Here is a 17,401-nt window from a genome sequence, read left to right as displayed (position 1 = left end):
TTACCAAGCAAGCTAGTCGACAGGCGGCTGTCGCCCCAATATAGTTAGTCCGTCTCGTTTTCCTCAATATCCGGAACGCCGTTGGTGTTGTGATGGGAAGGCGGGACATGCACCTGCGGATCACGAATATTCCGCCCCAAACATCCGATGTTCACCGAGTTAGTTTCGGCTCCGCAGGTGTGCTTGTGTTCGAAAACGAATACTCAGGGTTTGCCGTCCGACCGGCTCGCTATATTGCCTTCGAAGAGCACAAGCATGCATGATCCCATTGATCATCCTAGCACTTAGGGAGGTGTCTGATGGACCATTTTGACGAGGCATGCTTTACCGTCTACGTAGGCATTGATTGGGCCGATGCAAAGCATGATTTCTGCTTGCAGGTGGCTGGCGGAACACAACGAGAGTTCGGAGTCTTTTCAAGCCAGGCTGCACATATTGACGAGTGGGTTGGTAACCTGCACCGCCGCTATGGCGGTAAAATCGCCATCGGTCTGGAATTGACGAAAGGCCCATTGGTGTACGCACTGCAGAAGTACGATTTTCTCGTACTGTTTCCGATTAACCCTGCAACATTGGCCAAGTACCGTCAGGCGTTTAAGCCGAGCCGCGCAAAAGACGACCCCACGGATGCCGAGCTAGCCTTAGATTTGTTGCTACGTCATCCAGAGCGCTTTAAGCCTATCGAACCGCAGAGTCCGGCAATGAGGGCACTGTTGAGTTTTGTGGAGCGGCGTCGCGAACTCATTGGGGTCAAGACACGATTTACCAATCGTCTCACCAATACGCTTAAGCAGTATTACCCCCATGTTCTGGAATGGTTCGACCACCACGACACCATTTTGTTCTGTGATTTCATCACGCGTTGGCCAACCCTGGAGAAAGCTCAGGGCGCGCGCCTAGCAACTCTCGACAGGTTCTTCAAGGAACACAACGCCAGACGTGCGTCGGTAATTGATGCGAGGATGGCGGCAATCAAAGCCGCGAGGCCATTGACGCAGGACGTGCGATCATTGCTCCGCACCTGCTGGAAACGCTGGTACTGATTGAACAAATCAAAGTCGCGTTAAAGGCCATTGAGCGCTTCGACGACGCCATTGCCCGTCTGGCCCCGACCCTACCGGATTTTGAATTATTCGCGGCCTTGCCGGGAGCTGGTCCTACACTGGCGCCGCGACTTCTGGTGGCGTTTGGCGAACAACGCGAACGGTTCGCTTCCGCGAAGGAGTTGCAGCAATACTCAGGTGTGGCCCCCGTGACTGAGCGAAGCGGTAAGAAACGCTGGGTGCACTGGCGATGGCAGTGCCCGACCTTCGTTCGCCAGACATTTGTCGAGTGGGCAGGCCAAACCATCAACAAGTCGGACTGGGCCGGTAGCTACTATCGACAACAGCGTGCCAAGGGAAGTTCCTACCAAGCGGCTGTACGAGCTTTAGCCTTCAAATGGCTACGCATACTTTTCCGTTGCTGGCAGAGCCGTGTGCCATACGACGAAGCACGGTACATGGCAAAACTACGGCAGAAAGGCTCAGCCCTCGGCAATTCAACTGCGCCTGCGGCTTGACGGAGCACCTCAGGGCGTGACTCGGACATTGAACCAGAGTTGAGAAAGAGTGAAAGCGAGCGGCATTTCGCCCAACCGTTGCTACTTTCCTTTCTCAACTGTATCCAGTTCTTTTTCAAGATAGGTTAACCGTTCGTTGATTTGAATGCCTAAGTCGAATTGAAATGTCTGTACTAAAGAGGAAAGATCGTCAAGATATTTTTTCTCTCGGAAATCGCCAACCGAGTAGATTTTATGAGAAAGTTTCTGGATATGATAGTCTGACTCTGCATCATAGAATGCTCGATCAAAGTAATAACCTACCAAGATTGCAACTGACGCCTGAAGAGGGCAAATGTAGACAAAGAACGTTGTAGAAGGAATATAGCCGTCAGTCACGCTTTCAAAAGTTAAAAAACAATCCGGCATCTCATCTTTTTGATTTATATAATAATTAGTATCGAAGACTGGTTTGCTTTCAAATATCGAACTGAAGGCGCTCTTCAACTGCGGTCGCTCAACCCGAACTGCTTCCATTGTGTGCATAGTCCTATGGGACTTCATCCTCACAAGTATTCTTTCTTTCAAAAATGCCGGGATGTCTTCAACTTTTTTCGTTGGCGTTTTCTTCAGCAATATGCCATATAGATCTTCAGCGGCGAAAAGATTATTTAATTTTGTTTCTAAAAGACTTAACGAGGCTTTTAAATCGGGATAGAAACGCTCATCGACAACTTCAATCTTTCGAGCATTCTCGAGCCTCTTCGAAAGCGGTAGAGTTGTCGTAACAGGGATACTACCTTGGACTTGCAATGCTTTGCGCTTTGCAAAAGGCATGTTGCCTGTAACTTGCACTCGAAGGGTCGGCGTTTGCGACTTACCGCGACTTTGACACCATTGTTGAACTGCGTCGCAGACTGCGATTTTCACCGTCTCCGCATAGACGTGCGAATCGGCTTTCTGGTCTTTAATTGCTGCTATTAATGATGATGTGAAAATTCCATGCCCAATGGACTCGTCGCTGTATGATTTCTCATGAACTGCGCAACTGGCGAAGGTCATACTACAGTCAGTCCCACCAGAGAGAATTGCTCTCATAAATGAATCAGCCTCTGTGCGCGGCACTGCGTCTCGACTTCCCTCTCCAGAGTGACAGCAGTCAAATATCCTGATATTTAATCGTTTATTTTTACTGAGAAGATATTCGATATCTGACAACTTCAATGATGTTCCCGGAACGTTACTTCGCGAGGTGTCAGGCAGAATTAGATAGGTTTCGTTGTCGATAGCTGCTCCGTGCCCTGCAAAGAAGAAGAGAATTGAATCACCATCTTCTGATCTTTCAAATAAATCAGTCACCTTCTCGATTATCTCAGCCGCACCTTTGCCGTCGCCTGGCTCTAAGGCTAAGGAGAGCGTATTCTCAATTAAATAATCACAATTTTCCAATAGTGTTTCACAGAGCTTCGCCGCGTCCGCGTGGCAATATGGAGTTTCATCATACTGCTGATATTTCTCACTACTAAGAAACAAAGCGAATCGTCGAATTTATCTTCCCTATATACGATATTTAGTTTTCCATACCCAATATGATTCTTGTACTTTATTAACTAGATAGTGCAGCGACGAACCGCCATTGGCCAATTACCGACTTGGTAGTCTAGCCCCAAAATTTCCACCAAGACTTATTGTTTACTACTTGCAGTATAGTCTTGCTTGCTCCGGATTCCGGCCCACAAACATTGGGCTCGAACCCCACCCATACATATTCGATGGAATTAATTCCTGATCCACTAGGATCGATGCTCAGACCGTTGGTGTCGGGCAGATTGGACAGTAATGCTTGAGCATCAAACGGCTGGTCCACGAAGACATAGTGTGTAGGCGCTTTCGGATTCTCCAGTCCAATGCGGCAGACATTAATGCCTTTTTTACGAAGAGCCTCTACAAGCGGGAGCACTGCGTGAGGAACCGATTGCGGCAATAACCAGTGCGATACAAGCTTAGAATTGTGCGTGAATGGATTCATTCGGAATGGACAATATTGGCGAGGTCTGCTTTTGGCCGTACGCGGTAGGTGCAGGCAGATATTAATGGTCGTCGCGGAAAGGATGCCTAGTAAGCACCTTCTCATACTCAGACTCTTTTCGGCCTGCCCATACCGAACTGAGACGATCTAGAAGCTCAATGCTTTTGGAGAACCATTGACGTCTCGAATCTTGTCCAATTATTCTATTATTCACTTCGATCTCCAAAGCGATTCCGGTTATTACATCGCTCATCAGCCAGTACAGAAGTTCGTCCTCATCTTCGGCAATTCGTCTCTCATATTCCGAGCCGCGCTCAGTGACTACATAGTGGTAGCGACCATCTACTATCTCAACGTGCGGCGAGCCATCGTCTTGACGTCGAGTCTGGATTTTATTCTGATTGGGATATCTAGGCCGATACGGGGCCAATAACCGGCAATAATTGACATACCGTTTCTGCAAGTGACTAAATTCTTCCGTCATGATGCCTTATGTAAGTTTTTCGGTCCCGGCCGGTACGTGCTACTTCCGTGGCGGTCCGCTTCTGGCCGATATCAGCCCAGAACTACAATGGTATAGAGAGGAATTTACGGTAAAAACCCGAGAGATTTTCTATCAGCCGCATGGAAAATTGCTTTAATGAATCCGTGAGGAATTTGGAACTCCATCTCAAGAGCAGTACCATCTGGGGTCGTGTTTTCGAGAACCATATGAAAATACGGCCCATTGGGGTCTATCTTTTTCGCGTAAAGATAGCTCCCCATATCATTGCGCTTGAGCCATAGCGCAACGAGACTTCCAAGCTCTTCGGCAGCAGCCTCGAATAGGACTACAGCGTATACTTTTGAATTACTCACGCCCCCTCCTTTAAACAACTCCAATGACAACTCAGCGGCAGCTATTGGCCGTTTTCAGAACTACTTTCGATCATAGCGCTTTCAGCTCTCCGGCGACGGAAAAGGTAAGCTTTAGAATCAGGAATACTAGGAAGCCAAAACGAATAGCTTTCCACTTGGAGTTAAACAAGCCACCACTGACCGAGTGCGTGCGCTGAACTTCTACAAGGAGATGACGCGCAACGATCCACCAAAGAATGGTTTGCGGCAGGTAAAGAGTCCACTGCGAGATTAGATCTGGAGGAAAGCTAAATAGACAATATAGCCAAAAAGCAATGAACGGGACAAACCACATTGCAACCTTTGAGAAAAGGTCAGCTCGGCCAAGCAAAGTCAGATCACGATAAATCAGATATGCCATAGCTAGCGGGCCACCGAAAAAACCTCCCCATCCCAGTCCTCCCGCAGAATATACGGAAACGCGAGCATCGCCACCCTGAGAATCTGTGCCCGCTACCGTAGGAGTCGTTGCGGAAGTTTCCATCGTGAACATCACCTTAAAAGTATCGGTTCTTATCAAAATCAATGTCGGCTAATGGCCGATAACAGAATCATCCAAACGGACGTAGTTCTTCAGCCTTTGGCAAAGTCTGAAGCGCATCGCCGCCTAGGCTGTAAAACTCTATTCCGCTCAGCAGGCCATCGCTCTCAAATATAAATACGCCACTTACATCATCGCCTTCACTAACGACATAATCTCCTAAAATATTAACGCCTGGCGGAGGTAAAGATTGCCCTCGTATTTGAAAATTGATGCTCGCACAGCCACATGGACATTTCCACGAAGTGACTTCCGCACGGTCAAGCTGCGCCAGAAACGCTGAAGCTTCCTCTGTACCGTGCTCAAGCATCCAGCGGGCCAAGTGCAGCTCTTCTGAGGTAAGTGCTCGATTCTCTGTAGTGTTGCCCATAAAATCCATTCGACTAATTCTTGATTGCAATGCGTGGCACTTGGGTTGTCTTGAGCGACCGGCAGCTACTGGCCGGAATCGGCCTAGCTAATACTTGGTCCATTCAGACTATTTAAGCATAGCCTCTTGAGTTGGGAGCGTAGCAAATCAAATCTGTTGTTCTCTTCAATCAGAGGGCGTCCAGCCGACGTAAGAACAACGTCATTGATAGACCCCATTCCGCCATAACTGGCCAGTATCCGGCGTGCGGTCTCGTCAGGAGAAACTACGATGTAGTTGGCGAGCTTTTCATATGCCTTTCCCCAGTCCGTATCATAATAGGCCCGCAAGAGCGACGCCATTTCGAGCAGCACAGTTTGAACATTTTCTTGCATAAGCTTTTGGACGAAAGTTGAAGGGCTGCTTGTGGCCGAACTCGGCCGATGACCTTCAGGATAGCAGCTTGCTCTTCTGTAAAGCTCATGAATTGTCACGCCAGACGAAAGGCGTTGGTCAGCAGCCGGTGACGTTGGCGACGCTGTCGACGGCTTTTTGCATGTTGCCGTTCATGTGCAGGCGCGTGATGGCGTTGTTCAGCGTCGGCAGCAGCTTTTTGAGCTGAGCGCTTTTCGGCACGGCGATCAGCAGTGGCTCGAAGCCGACCGATTTCTCCGACACCACCCAATGGTCGCCGGGGAAGCGGCAATTCAGGCTGGCGCTCAGCTGCGCCGGATTGCGGAAGCTGTCGAGCAGCACCGCATCCACGCGGTGGGTCGTGAGCATCTTCAGGCGGTTCTCGGTTGAGGCGGCATCCTGCTCGATCTTGAACAGTTTCTCGCGCCGCGCCTCGAATTCCGGGCCATACTTGCCGCCGACACCAATCGAGATCACTTTATCTTTCAGGTCATCCCAGCGATGGAAGATCAGCGGCGCCTGCGCCGACGACACCAGCCATTGATTGGCATCGTACACCGGCTTGCTGAATGTGAACACGCGCAGCCGTTCCGGTGTGCTGGCGGCGCCGTATAGCAAGCCTTCGCCTTGCTCCGCCATCACTTGCGCACGCCGCCACGGGTAGGCGCGGATCACCAGGTTGAGGCCCGTTTCCTCCGCCAGCAGGTTGACCACGGCGGAGATGATGGGCGGCGTCGGTAGCGGATTACCGCGCGGGTCTATCGATTCAGCGATGAGTACCGGGATTTCGGCAGTTTTGTCGATTGCGTGAACAGGTGCTGCGTGCAGCAGAACAGCAAGCGCGCAAGGCGCAAGGACGCGTTTCATCATCAGTGTGTGTGACCTTTGTTTGATTTGCTGAGGCTATCCAATACGTATGCCGTCATCCCTTTGGCGAGTTCTTGTTCACCCATGAAGATTTCGCCGGCGCGCTCGTTGCGCAGCAGGTCGGCTTCCTCGTCGCTGTGGGTGCGGACCACGGTTTTGATGTTGGGATTGAGCGCGCGCGCTGTTTCGATCATGGTGCGCACATGGAAGGTGTCCGGCGTGGCGATCACCAGCATCGATGCATGCGCGATGTGCGCCTGGATCAGCACCGCCGGCTCGCCTGCGTTGCCGGCCACGGCGTGCACGCCTTCCTTGCGCAGCTGGTCCACCACTTCCCGATTCTGCTCCGCCACCACGAAGGCGATGCCTTGCTCTTTCAACGCGGCGGCGATGCGGCGGCCCACGCGGCCGTAGCCGACCAACACCACTTGCCCGCGCAGGTGCTCATGCGGGACCGACATCGGCAGTTCGGCCAGCGGGTCGGCCGGGCGGTCGAATTTGGCGGCCAGCGCGGCGTCGTTACTGAGCCAGCGCTCCAGCGGTTTGGTCACGCGGAATACCACCGGGTTGAGGGCGATGGAGATGATGGCGCCGGCAAGGATCAGGCTTTGTCCTTCCACCGGCATCAGCTTGAGTGACAGGCCGAGGGCGGCGAGGATGAAGGAGAATTCGCCGATCTGTGCCAGGCTGGCCGACACCATCAGCGCGGTCTTGGCCGGGTAGCGCAGGATAATCACCAGCAGGAAGGCCGCCACCGATTTGCCGACCACGATAATCAGGACTACCGCCAGCAGCTTAAGCGGTTGCTCAATCAGGATGGACGGCTCGAACAGCATGCCCACCGAAACGAAGAACAGCACCGCGAACGCATCACGCAGCGGCAGCGATTCTTCGGCGGCGCGATGCGCCAGCGCCGATTCGCGCAGCACCATGCCGGCGAAGAAGGAGCCCAGCGCGAACGACACGCCGAAGTAGTGGGTTGACGCATACGCGATGCCGACCGCCGCCGCGATCACGCACAGCGTGAACAGCTCGCGCGAATTGGTGCGAGCCACTTGCCACAGGATCCACGGGAACAGTTTGCGGCCGACCACCAGCATCAGCACGATGAAGGCGGTGACCTGGCCGAGCGTGATGGCCAGCGTGGTCCACAAATCGCCGCCGCCGGTGCCATGTGCGCCGTGGGCATCGGCCGCTTCGCCGCCGAGCGAGCCTGCCAATGCCGGCAGCAGCACCAGCACCAGCACGGTGACCAAATCTTCCACCACCAGCCAGCCGACCGCGATGCGGCCGTTGAAGCTATCGAGTATGCCGCGCTCCTCAAGTGCGCGCAGCAGGACCACCGTGCTGGCCACCGACAGCGCGAGGCCGAATACCAAACCGCCGCCGATGCTCCAGCCCCAGTAGTGGGCAAGCCCCATGCCGAGCGCCGTGGCGACGGCGATTTGCAGCACCGCGCCGGGCAGCGCCACTTTGCGCACGGCCCACAGGTCATCGAGAGAGAAGTGCAGGCCGACGCCGAACATCATCAGCATCACGCCGATTTCGGCCAGTTGGCCAGCCAGCGCGGTATCCGCGACAAAGCCCGGCGTGGCCGGGCCGATGATGATGCCCGCAGCGAGATAACCCACCAGCGCCGGCAGCTTCAGGCGCGTTGCAAGATAACCGAACAGGAGACCGGCTCCCAGTGCGGCGGCGATGGTGGTAATCAGGCTGATATTGTGGGGCATGCGTGAGGGGCTCCTTGGCAAAAAATCTACGGGAAACCCTCACCTTAGCATACTCACGCCAGTGCGGCAGGTTGCATCCGCATGCTGACGCCGAAGCGGTTGTAGGCGTTCATCAGGGTGACGGCGACGGTGACGTCGGCCAGTCCTTGCTCGCCCAGCACGGACAATGCTTTCTGGTAGTCCGCATCCGGCACTTTGGTTTGCTCGACGCGGGTGACGGTTTCGGCCCACGCCAGCGCGGCCTGTTCTTTTTCGCTGAACAGCGCGGCCGCTTCGTCCCATACCGGCACCAGCGCAATCTTGTCCGATTTGACACCTTGCTTCAGCAGGTCGCGGGTGTGCATGTCGATGCAGTAGGCGCAGCCGTTGATCAGCGAGACGCGCAGGTAGACCAGTTCCAGCAGTTCGGCCGGCAGGGCCGATTTCACATACTCGTGGACCGCGCCAAAGCCTTTGTACGCTTCCGGTACGAATTTGAATACTTCCAGACGCTTGCTCATGATGATTTCCTTCAGTGGTTAGTTACGATGGAATCATTGTGCGCTTCTATGGTCTAGCAAAGAAGAGCCATGAATAGCGATTCGGACTAGGCCATGATCTTGAGTATGCGCTTGCCCAGTTCACGCGCCCTGGCCGGCGTGTCGACATTGGTGAAGGCCAGCAGCAGTGCCGATGCCCCATGCGGCAGCACGCCGCGCTCGGAGAGGGCCAGCGCCGACATGCCGTGTTCGCGCATGCGCGCCACCAGCGCGCGGTCGGTGTGATAGCCCTTCATGCGCAGCACCAGGTGCATGCCGCCCGGCTGCGGGTCGACCTGCATACGCTTGCCCAGCACCGACGACAGGCCGTCGGCGGCGATCTCGCGGCGCTCCGCGTACAGGCGGCGCATGCGCTGGATGTGGCGGGCGAAGTGGCCTTCGTTCATGAAGTCGGCGACGATTTTTTGCATCAGCGTCGGCCCGCTGGCGGCCAGCGTGCGGGTGATGTCCTCGAAGCGCGGCACCAGCGCAGGCGGCACCACCAGGTAGGCCAGCCGTATCGCCGGGAACAGCACCTTGCTGAAGGTGCCGGAGTACAGCACGCGGCCGTCGCGGTCCAGGCTTTGCAGCGCGGGCAGCGGGCGGCTGACGTAGCGGTACTCGCCGTCGTAGTCGTCCTCCACGATCCATGCCTTCGACTGTGCGGCCCAATCCAGCAGCGCCAGGCGGCGCGGCAGCGATAGTGACACGCACAGCGGGCTTTGATGCGCGGGCGTGACGATGGCGGCGCGCGCTTTCGGTGCAGTCGCTACGCCGTGCGACACCATCAAGCCTTCGCCATCCACCGACACGGGAACCGGCAGCATGCCTGTTTCGCGCAGCAAATCGCTGGTGGGCGGATATCCAGGATCTTCCACCCACACGCCATCGCCCGGCTGCAGCAGCGCGCGCGTCATCAGTTCCATGCTGTTGCGGTAGCCATTGGTGATGAATACCTGCGACGGCGTGCAGTCGATCCCGCGCGACAGCTGCAGGTAGGCGGCGATCGCGATGCGCAGCTCGGGCAGGCCGGCCCACGGCGGGTAGATCATGTCCTCCGGCTGCGTGGCGCGCACCGCGCGTGCCGCCAGCCGCGCCCACACCTTGCGCGGAAAGGCGTCCAGCGCCGGTATGCCCATCTGGAATGGCTTGGTGGAGGAGGCGGCGTCGCCGAGGTTGTCGTGGGCGGGCGCAGGGCGCGGCGTCGGCGCCACCGGCGCGTGGCGGGCCAGCGCAGGCGTCACTACCGTGCCTGCCTGGCCGCGCGCTTCCACATAGCCTTCCGCCGTCAGCAGCGCGTAGGCCGATTCCACCGTGCCGCGTGCGAGACCCAGTTCCAGCGCCAGTGCGCGCGCGGCGGGAATACGGTCGCCGGGCTGCAGCAAGCCTTCCGCGATGGCGTCGCGGAAGCGGGTGTAGATCTGGCGGTACAGCGGTGCGGCGGCGCTGGTGTCCAGGTCGAGGAATTTCATGGACCACTCCCAATGTCATTTCATGGCTCTGGGGATTATGCCATCGTCGGCCTACGATAGCGTTTTGAAAGGATAAGCCATGAAGATCGTAGAGACAGAACAGGAGCTGCGCGCGTGCTACCCGGTGATGAAGGAACTGCGTCCGCACCTGGAATCGGAAGATGCGTTTGTGGCGCAGATCATGCGCCAGTATGAGCAACAGTACCGCATCCTCGCGGTGTGGGATGATGACGAGGTAGTGGCGTTGGCCGGCTATCGCTATCAGGAGAACACCGTGTACGGCCGCTTCCTGTACGTGGACGACCTGATCGCGGCGGAAGCGCATCGCAGCCGCCGCTGGGGCGCGCTATTGCTGGCTAAGCTGACCGTGTTTGCGCAGGAAGCGCAATGCGCGCGGCTGGTGCTGGATACGGGATTGACCAACGTGCTGGCGCAGCGCTTCTACTTCCGTGAAGGCCTGCTGCCCGGCGCACTTCGTTTTGGAAAGACGCTTGCATGAAGAAGATATTGCACATCACAGCCAGTGCGCGCGGAGAGGAATCGGCCAGCTACCACCTGTCGCAACAGGCGATTGCGCAGCTGCGCGAACAGCATCCGGATGCGCGGGTAGTGTTGCGCGACCTGTGCGCAGAACCGCTGCCGCATGTGGACAGCCTGTACTCCAACACGCTGGCGCGCAAAGAGGGCGGCAGCGCCCATGCGCAAGGCCGCTCATCGCTGGCGTGGTCGGATTTGCTGATCGAAGAACTGAAAGCGGCGGATGCCGTGGTGATCGCCACGCCGATGCACAACTTCACCGTGCCGTCGTCGCTGAAGGCGTGGCTGGATCACGTGGTGCGAATCGGCGTCACCTTCAACGCCACGACGCTGGGCAAGATCGGCACACTGGCCGACCGCCCGGTCTACATCGCCATCAGCCGAGGCGGCGCCCGCGACCGCCAGCCCGATTTCCTCGAGCCCTACCTGCGCGCCATCCTGCCGACGATAGGCTTGAAGGACCTGCGCTTCCTCGATTAGATGCGCTTCACCACCACGCAGCCGATCGAGTAGCCGGCGCCGAAGGAGCAGATCACGCCCAGTTCGCCTGCGGCCATGTCGTCCGAGTGTTTGTGGAAGGCGATGACGGAACCGGCCGACGAGGTGTTGGCGTATTCGTCCAGGATCACCGGTGCTTCGCCCGGCTCGGCGTCGCGGCCCAGCACCATGCGGCTGATCAGCAGGTTCATGTTCAGGTTGGCCTGGTGCAGCCAGAAGCGCTTCACCTGCGGCACTTCCAGGCCGGCGTTGGTCACGGTGTCCTTGATCATTTCGGCGGCCATCGGGCACACGTCCTTGAACACTTTACGACCCTGCTGGCGGAACAGCTTGTCGGCCTGGCCGACGCCGTTTTCGTCGAAGCGGTTCAGGAAGCCGAAGTTGTTGCGGATGTTGTTGGAGAAGCTGGTTTTCAGCTTGGTGTCCAGGATGGCCCAGCGGTGCGCGCCTTTGGCGGTCTCGGCCGCTTCGACGATGATGGCGGTGCAGGCGTCGCCGAAGATGAAGTGGCTGTCGCGGTCGCGCCAGTTCAGGTGGCCCGAGGTGATTTCCGGATTCAGCACCAGCACCGCGCGCGCCTGGCCGCTTTGGACCGCCGCCACCGCTTGCTGGATGCCGAAGGTGGCCGAGGAGCAGGCCACGTTCATGTCGAAGCCGTAGCCGTTGATGCCCAGCGCGTCCTGCACTTCCACCGCCATTGCCGGGTAGCCGCGCTGCATGTTGGAGCAGGCCACCAGCACCATGTCGATATCGGCGGCGGTTTTGCCGGCGCGGTCCATCGCCTGCTGGGCGGCGGCGACGCAGATCTCGGCTTGCAGCGACAGTTCTTCATCGGCGCGCTCAGGGATGTGCGACACCATGCGTTTCGGATCGAGGATGCCGGCTTTTTCCATCACGTAGCGCGATTTGATGCCCGAGGCTTTTTCGATGAAGGCCACGCTGGACGGTTCCAGCGCCGTCATTGTGCCGTCCGCAATGGCGGCGGCGTTGTCGGCGTTGAACTGTTCAACGTAGGCATTGAAGCACTCGACCAGCTCTTCGTTGCTGATCGACTGCGCTGGCGTGTAGAGGCCGGTACCGCTGATGACGGCTTGTTTCATGTTTAAACTTTCAAATTAGGCAATGGCCGAGGCCAATAATGAGCCAAATTCTACACAATGACTGCATGTTAGGCGAAAATAAAAGCGGCGCCCTGTGGCGCCGCTGAGTTCGCTACCGAAAACACTTTATTTCTTGGCCAGGTCTTTCTTGAGTCCGGCTTCCACCGACACCACGGTGGTGGCCGGCTTGGCGGTCTGCACCGGCAGGCCTTTCAGGTGGTTCAGCGCCTGTTGCAGCTGGAAGTCGTCGCCGCTGCCGTAATCCAGCGGCTTGCGTTTTTTCTCCAGCGCCACGATGCGCAGCTGTTCTTCCAGCTCGTCGCGCTTGGTTTTCTCACCTTCCTGCTCGCGGTCGTTGACCAGATGCTTGTCGAGATCGGCTTCGCGAGTGCGCAGGGCGTTCAGGCCGTCGCCGTCGGCGTATTCATCCACCGGCACGTCGGGTGTGATGCCCTTGGCCTGGATCGAACGGCCGTTCGGCGTGTAGTAGCGCGCCGTGGTCAGCTTGACGGCGGTGTCTGCCGTCAATTGGCGGATGGTTTGCACCGAGCCCTTGCCGAAGGTCTGCGTACCGATGATCTCGGCCCGCTTGTAATCCTGCAGCGCGCCGGCGACGATTTCCGAGGCCGAGGCCGAACCGGTATTCACCAGCACCACCATTGGCACCCGCTTGATGGCGGCCGGCAGCTTGGCCAGCGCGTCGCTGTCGTTGCGCAGTGCGTAGTATTCGGGACGGCCGTAGAAAATCTGCTTCTGGTCCGGCAGCTGGCCGTTGGTCGAGACGATCGGCGAATCTTTCGGCAGGAAGGCCGCCGCCACGCCGATGGCGCCCTGCAGCACGCCGCCCGGATCGTTGCGCAGGTCCAGCACCAGGCCTTTGATGTTCGGGTCTTGCTTGTACAGCTCGATAATCTTGGCCGCCATGTCATCCACGGTCGGTTCCTGGAATTGCGAGATGCGCACCCACGCATAGCCGGGCTCGACCAGCTTGCCCTTGACGCTCTTCTGGTGGATTTCCTCGCGCGTGATATTGAACACCAGCGGTTCGGCCTCGCCTTTGCGCAGCACGGTCAGGCTGACCTTGCTGTTCGGCTCGCCGCGCATTTTTTTGATCGAGTCGTCCAGCGTCATGCCCTTGACCGGGGTGTTGTCGAGACGACTGATCAGGTCGCCCGGCTTGATGCCGGCGCGCCACGCTGGCGAGTCCTCGATCGGCGCGACGATCTTGATATAGCCATCCTCGCTCTGGCCGATCTCGATGCCGAGGCCGACGAACTTGCCCTGCGAACCTTCGCGCAGTTCGGCATAGGCTTTCTTGTCGAGGTAGGCCGAGTGCGGATCGAGCGAGGCCACCATGCCCGAGATGGCCTCGGTCAGCAGCTTCTTGTCTTCGACAGGCTCGACGTAGTCGGATTTGATCAGGCCGAACACATCGGCCAGCTGGCGCAGCTCTTCCAGCGGCAGCGGCGGGTCCATCGGCTTTTGCGCCATCGCCGAGAATTGCAGGGAGATGGCGACGCCAGCAACCACGCCCAGTCCGACCAGACCGGAATTCTTTAATTTCTTGCCCATGTTTCACCTGTCTAAGCTAGCCAGCTGCGAGGTGCAGCTTGCATGAATTCAGTATAAACCTGATTTCTGGCAAACGTAGTAGCCGTCACGAAATGATTTACACCTTTACGAGGTTTTACAACGCTGCGCGTTGACTTTTAAAGTACACCAATGCCCGCTTGGTGAAACGCCAAGTTTGCTGTTTTGTACGGACTGTATCCCTGACGTTCACGACAGTAAATAATTGTAAGAAGCCCTGTCACGGCGGGATCTGCGGCCTACACTGAGCTCGTATTTCTCTCTACCCTGAAGTGGTTTTTCGCCAGCGCCCCAAGCGCTGGCTTTTTTTTACCTACGGAGTCTCCATGCGATTGTTGTCTTTCCCCGTCCCGGCCGCGTTGAGCCGCATCAGCGCTGCGCTGGCATTGTCGGCAATGTTGACTTCGGCGTTTGCCACGCCGGTCGCCGAGATGCGCGCCGAGGACTATATCCCGATGGCGGCCGAGTTGAAAAAATCGCTGAATCTGAACGCCAACCAGCAGACCCTGTGGGCCCAGACCGAATCGCGCACCCGCAAGCTGCTGGCCGAGCGCAAGGCGCGCCGTGAGCGCCTGCAGGCCGCCGCACTGGCCGGCGCGCAGGGCGCTAACGCAGAACTGCGCGATCTGGGCAAGGCGATGGACGAGGAAACCAATCTCAGCGCGGCCGAGGAAAAGCAGCTGCGCGAATGGTGGCTGACCGTCAACGACGCCCTGACCGAAGGCCAGCGCCAGTCGGTGGTGCAACTGGTGGCAGAACAGTTGCAGCGCGTGCAAGACAATGGCGGTGGCAGCCGTCCGGAACGCAAGGAAGAGGGCGGCGAGCATCGCGGCGGCAAGGGCGGACGCGGCGGTGGCAGTATGGGCGGCGGCATGAGCGGCGGTCCGGGCGGCCTCAACGTCACCCTGCCGGGCGGCTAAGGGTTCCACCTATGCCGTGTATCGAAAAGTAAAAAGCAGGCGCCAAGCGGCTTGGCGGCGGGTCATGACGGTAGAATTCTTCCGCAAGAATTCCATCCACGACCATCATGAACAAATTACTTCCGCAGGCCGGCCTGTGCCTGGTCCTGCTGGGCGCTGCCGAGGCTGGCGCGCAAACCGATCCCCAGCCCGTCGCGCCGCAGCAGCCCGCCGTCAAGGCGGCGGCGGATAAGCAGATCCAGCAAGTCACCATCAGCGGCGGCCGCGCCGACGACATGGCCGAGCGCCGCAATTCGGTGGCCGGCAAGCAGATTTACGGTCGCGAGGAACTGGACCGCAACGGCGACAGCAACCTCGGCGACGTGCTCAAGCGCCTGCCCGGCGTCACGCTGGGCGGCCGTCCCGGTCGCGGCGGCGATGTGCGCATGCGCGGCATGGGCAGCGGCTACACGCAAATCCTGTTGAACGGCGAACGGCCGCCGGCCGGCTTTTCGATGGAATCGCTGTCGCCGGACCAGGTGGAACGGATTGAAATCATGCGCGGCCCGGTGGCCGAGCACAGCACGCGGGCAATTGCCGGCACCATCAACATCATCCTGCGCGACGGTTACCAGCAGCGCGACAACCAGCTCAAGCTGACCGACACCGTCGAGCAGGGCCGCCACGCGCCGAATATTTCGCTGACCGTACCGGGCAAGACCGGTAGCCTGACGTGGCTGCTGACCGGCACCATCGCCGAGAACCACCAGCACGACCACACCGACACCCACAACGTCGACACCCGCAGCGACGGCGTGGAGACCAAGAACGAGAACGTCGTCGACCAGACCCAGCGCGAAACCCGCAGCCTGCACCTGACGCCGCGCCTGTCCTACAAGTTCGCCAGCGGCGACACGCTGAACTTCCAGCCCTTCGTGATGGTCAACCGCAGCGACAGCGATGCGCGCAGCGACCTGACGCAAACGCCCGGCGCAGTGCCGGCCAGCCTGCTGCAGCCGCCCGAATACAATCTCGCACAGACCCACGCCCACAGCGAAGCCACCTTCCTGCGCGGCTTCGGCAACTGGGTGCACAAGCTGGAAGGCGCGGCCAAGCTGGATGTGAAATTCGGCTTCGGCAGCGGCCACAGCGACAGCGATTCGCTGCGCTACCAGTACGACAACGCCGGCACGCTGCTGGACCGCTTCACCGACACCGCCAGCGTGCGCGACCGCAGCGCCAGCACCGGCGGCAAGTACAGCACGCCGATCGGCAAGGAACATGGGCTGGCGGCCGGCTGGGATATCGAGCTCGGCCACCGCGAGGAAACCAAGACCTCGGTCGACAAGGACGGCAACGCCCAGTTCGCCGATTCGGGCGACAACCTCACCGCCGACACCCGCCGCCTGGCCGTGTTCGCGCAGGACGAGTGGGATATCTCCGCGCAATGGTCGGGCTATGCCGGCGTGCGCTGGGAAGGCATACGCACCAGCAGCCGTCGCAGTGGGGGCGGCGGCGAGATCAGCAACACCAGCAGCGTGCTGAGCCCGCTGCTGCATGCGGTCTACCGCATTCCCGGCCACGAGAAGGACCAGATCCGCGCCAGCCTGACCAAGAGCTACAAGGCGGCCAACATCCAGGACCTGATCGCCTTGCCGTCGCTGTCGCGCCTGAACAGCGCCACCCGGCCCGACCGCACCGGCAATCCCAACCTGAAGCCGGAACTGGCCACCGGGCTGGACGTCGCCTACGAACACTATCTGGGCCGCGCCGGCATCTTGAGCGCCAGCGGCTTCATCCGCGATATCGACGACTTGATCCGCCGCGACATCACGCTGCAAGACACCAGCACCGGTCCGCGCTGGGTCTCCACGCCGCGCAACATCGTCCACGCGCGCACCAAGGGCATCGAACTGGAAGCCAAGTTCCAGCTGCAGGAGTTATACGCCGACGCGCCGGCCATCGATTTCCGCACCAATTACAGCCGCTTCTGGTCCAGCGTGGATGACATTCCCGGTCCCAACAACCGCCTCGACGCGCAACCGAAACAGACCGCCAACCTCGGCCTGGACTACCGCATGAAGGACGTGCCGCTGACGCTCGGCGGCAGCCTGAACTGGACGCCGGAAACGCTGATCCAGAGCAGCCTGTCGCAGCTGGTCTACACTAGCCGCAAGCGTTCGTTCGACGCCTACGCGCTGTGGAAGTTCAATTCGCGCAACCAGGTGCGCATCTCCGCCAGCAATCTGGCGGCGGAGGACGCTATCGGCGTCAACACGGTCACCACCAATGGCCTGGCCCAGGTGGCCAATACGATTAACCAGACTTACACGGTCTGGAGCGTCAAATACGAAATGAAATTCTAAAAAAGAGGATACGCTGTGAAACCACGCCTGCTGACCGCACTGGCCCTGAGCCTG

16 protein-coding genes and 1 pseudogene are annotated in these 17,401 nt (G+C 58.5%); 5 read left to right on the top strand and 12 right to left on the bottom strand.

Annotated elements, in window-relative coordinates:
• Nucleotides 1-299: 299 nt before the first annotated feature.
• Nucleotides 300-1,561, top strand: a pseudogene (locus BMZ70_RS24750) (IS110 family transposase).
• An 81-nt stretch (nt 1,562-1,642) separates the two neighbouring features.
• On the opposite strand, the gene BMZ70_RS24745 reads toward BMZ70_RS24750, so the two are convergent.
• From BMZ70_RS24745 to BMZ70_RS24710, 10 genes are all read right to left on the bottom strand, one after another.
• On the bottom strand, nt 1,643-3,073 hold the full coding sequence (locus BMZ70_RS24745; protein WP_165403577.1) for a caspase family protein: 1,431 nt from the start codon (nt 3,071-3,073) through the stop codon (nt 1,643-1,645).
• A 557-nt stretch (nt 3,074-3,630) separates the two neighbouring features.
• Entirely contained in the window at nt 3,631-4,053 is a 423-nt protein-coding gene (locus tag BMZ70_RS29365) for an Imm63 family immunity protein (protein WP_092280551.1), read from the bottom strand.
• A 104-nt stretch (nt 4,054-4,157) separates the two neighbouring features.
• Entirely contained in the window at nt 4,158-4,427 is a 270-nt protein-coding gene (locus BMZ70_RS24735) for a hypothetical protein (protein ID WP_130301016.1), read from the bottom strand.
• Between the two features lie 70 nt (nt 4,428-4,497).
• On the bottom strand, nt 4,498-4,950 hold the full coding sequence (locus BMZ70_RS24730) for a hypothetical protein (RefSeq protein WP_130301018.1): 453 nt from the start codon (nt 4,948-4,950) through the stop codon (nt 4,498-4,500).
• A gap of 67 nt (nt 4,951-5,017) precedes the next feature.
• Nucleotides 5,018-5,386: a hypothetical protein gene (locus BMZ70_RS28180; RefSeq protein ID WP_130301020.1), complete on the bottom strand. Its 369-nt coding sequence runs from the start codon at nt 5,384-5,386 to the stop codon at nt 5,018-5,020.
• 74 nt (nt 5,387-5,460) lie between these two features.
• Nucleotides 5,461-5,718 (bottom strand): DUF6966 domain-containing protein, encoded by a 258-nt coding sequence (locus BMZ70_RS29360; protein ID WP_373922566.1) that lies wholly within the window; start codon nt 5,716-5,718, stop codon nt 5,461-5,463.
• A 151-nt stretch (nt 5,719-5,869) separates the two neighbouring features.
• The gene (locus BMZ70_RS24725; RefSeq protein ID WP_092280545.1) at nt 5,870-6,640 is read right to left on the bottom strand and encodes a substrate-binding periplasmic protein; all 771 of its coding nucleotides are present in this window, start codon (nt 6,638-6,640) and stop codon (nt 5,870-5,872) included.
• On the bottom strand, nt 6,640-8,367 hold the full coding sequence (gene ybaL, locus BMZ70_RS24720) for a cation:proton antiporter domain-containing protein (RefSeq protein ID WP_092280543.1): 1,728 nt from the start codon (nt 8,365-8,367) through the stop codon (nt 6,640-6,642). The genes BMZ70_RS24725 and ybaL overlap by 1 nt, the downstream gene beginning before the upstream one ends.
• 53 nt (nt 8,368-8,420) lie before the next feature.
• A complete protein-coding gene (locus tag BMZ70_RS24715; RefSeq protein WP_092280541.1) occupies nt 8,421-8,867 on the bottom strand; it encodes a carboxymuconolactone decarboxylase family protein in 447 nt (148 codons plus the stop codon).
• Nucleotides 8,868-8,953: 86 nt separating this feature from the next.
• Nucleotides 8,954-10,357 (bottom strand): MocR-like pyridoxine biosynthesis transcription factor PdxR, encoded by a 1,404-nt coding sequence (locus tag BMZ70_RS24710; RefSeq protein ID WP_092280539.1) that lies wholly within the window; start codon nt 10,355-10,357, stop codon nt 8,954-8,956.
• 79 nt (nt 10,358-10,436) lie between these two features.
• Between BMZ70_RS24710 and BMZ70_RS24705 the strand changes: the two genes are divergently transcribed.
• Together BMZ70_RS24705 and BMZ70_RS24700 are read left to right on the top strand one after the other, a co-directional pair.
• Entirely contained in the window at nt 10,437-10,856 is a 420-nt protein-coding gene (locus tag BMZ70_RS24705; RefSeq protein ID WP_092280537.1) for a GNAT family N-acetyltransferase, read from the top strand.
• Nucleotides 10,853-11,374: an FMN-dependent NADH-azoreductase gene (locus tag BMZ70_RS24700; protein WP_092280535.1), complete on the top strand. Its 522-nt coding sequence runs from the start codon at nt 10,853-10,855 to the stop codon at nt 11,372-11,374. Before BMZ70_RS24705 ends, BMZ70_RS24700 begins: the two co-directional genes overlap by 4 nt.
• Here BMZ70_RS24700 and BMZ70_RS24695 read toward each other — a convergent pair.
• A complete protein-coding gene (locus BMZ70_RS24695; protein WP_092280533.1) occupies nt 11,371-12,492 on the bottom strand; it encodes a beta-ketoacyl-ACP synthase III in 1,122 nt (373 codons plus the stop codon). The two genes, BMZ70_RS24700 and BMZ70_RS24695, sit on opposite strands and share 4 nt — an antisense overlap.
• 126 nt (nt 12,493-12,618) lie before the next feature.
• Nucleotides 12,619-14,064, bottom strand: coding sequence for a S41 family peptidase (locus tag BMZ70_RS24690; RefSeq protein ID WP_092280531.1), 1,446 nt, complete (start codon nt 14,062-14,064; stop codon nt 12,619-12,621).
• Between the two features lie 344 nt (nt 14,065-14,408).
• On the opposite strand from BMZ70_RS24690, the gene BMZ70_RS24685 reads away from it, so the two are divergent.
• Nucleotides 14,409-15,002 (top strand): hypothetical protein, encoded by a 594-nt coding sequence (locus BMZ70_RS24685; RefSeq protein ID WP_092280529.1) that lies wholly within the window; start codon nt 14,409-14,411, stop codon nt 15,000-15,002.
• 107 nt (nt 15,003-15,109) lie between these two features.
• Nucleotides 15,110-17,347 carry a TonB-dependent receptor plug domain-containing protein gene (locus BMZ70_RS24680; RefSeq protein WP_092280527.1) on the top strand — a complete coding sequence of 746 codons (2,238 nt, stop codon included), beginning with the start codon at nt 15,110-15,112 and terminating at the stop codon, nt 17,345-17,347.
• The last annotated feature ends 54 nt before the right edge of the window (nt 17,348-17,401 follow it).

It is taken from the genome of Duganella sp. CF402 (assembly GCF_900109645.1).
Classification (GTDB): domain Bacteria; phylum Pseudomonadota; class Gammaproteobacteria; order Burkholderiales; family Burkholderiaceae_D; genus Rugamonas.
The sequence above is the reverse complement of the archived record's forward strand: the minus strand, read 5'-3'. Positions and strand labels throughout refer to the sequence as shown.

Bases quoted from the DNA above. Each gene is read 5' to 3' on its own strand.
- BMZ70_RS29365 (WP_092280551.1), bottom strand. From the start codon at position 4,053: ATGACGGAAGAATTTAGTCACTTGCAGAAACGGTATGTCAATTATTGC.
- BMZ70_RS24730 (WP_130301018.1), bottom strand. From the start codon at position 4,950: ATGGAAACTTCCGCAACGACTCCTACGGTAGCGGGCACAGATTCTCAG.
- BMZ70_RS28180 (WP_130301020.1), bottom strand. From the start codon at position 5,386: ATGGATTTTATGGGCAACACTACAGAGAATCGAGCACTTACCTCAGAA.
- BMZ70_RS29360 (WP_373922566.1), bottom strand. From the start codon at position 5,718: ATGGCGTCGCTCTTGCGGGCCTATTATGATACGGACTGGGGAAAGGCA.
- BMZ70_RS24725 (WP_092280545.1), bottom strand. From the start codon at position 6,640: ATGATGAAACGCGTCCTTGCGCCTTGCGCGCTTGCTGTTCTGCTGCAC.
- ybaL (WP_092280543.1), bottom strand. From the start codon at position 8,367: ATGCCCCACAATATCAGCCTGATTACCACCATCGCCGCCGCACTGGGA.
- BMZ70_RS24715 (WP_092280541.1), bottom strand. From the start codon at position 8,867: ATGAGCAAGCGTCTGGAAGTATTCAAATTCGTACCGGAAGCGTACAAA.
- BMZ70_RS24710 (WP_092280539.1), bottom strand. From the start codon at position 10,357: ATGAAATTCCTCGACCTGGACACCAGCGCCGCCGCACCGCTGTACCGC.
- BMZ70_RS24705 (WP_092280537.1), top strand. From the start codon at position 10,437: ATGAAGATCGTAGAGACAGAACAGGAGCTGCGCGCGTGCTACCCGGTG.
- BMZ70_RS24700 (WP_092280535.1), top strand. From the start codon at position 10,853: ATGAAGAAGATATTGCACATCACAGCCAGTGCGCGCGGAGAGGAATCG.
- BMZ70_RS24695 (WP_092280533.1), bottom strand. From the start codon at position 12,492: ATGAAACAAGCCGTCATCAGCGGTACCGGCCTCTACACGCCAGCGCAG.
- BMZ70_RS24690 (WP_092280531.1), bottom strand. From the start codon at position 14,064: ATGGGCAAGAAATTAAAGAATTCCGGTCTGGTCGGACTGGGCGTGGTT.
- BMZ70_RS24685 (WP_092280529.1), top strand. From the start codon at position 14,409: ATGCGATTGTTGTCTTTCCCCGTCCCGGCCGCGTTGAGCCGCATCAGC.
- BMZ70_RS24680 (WP_092280527.1), top strand. From the start codon at position 15,110: ATGAACAAATTACTTCCGCAGGCCGGCCTGTGCCTGGTCCTGCTGGGC.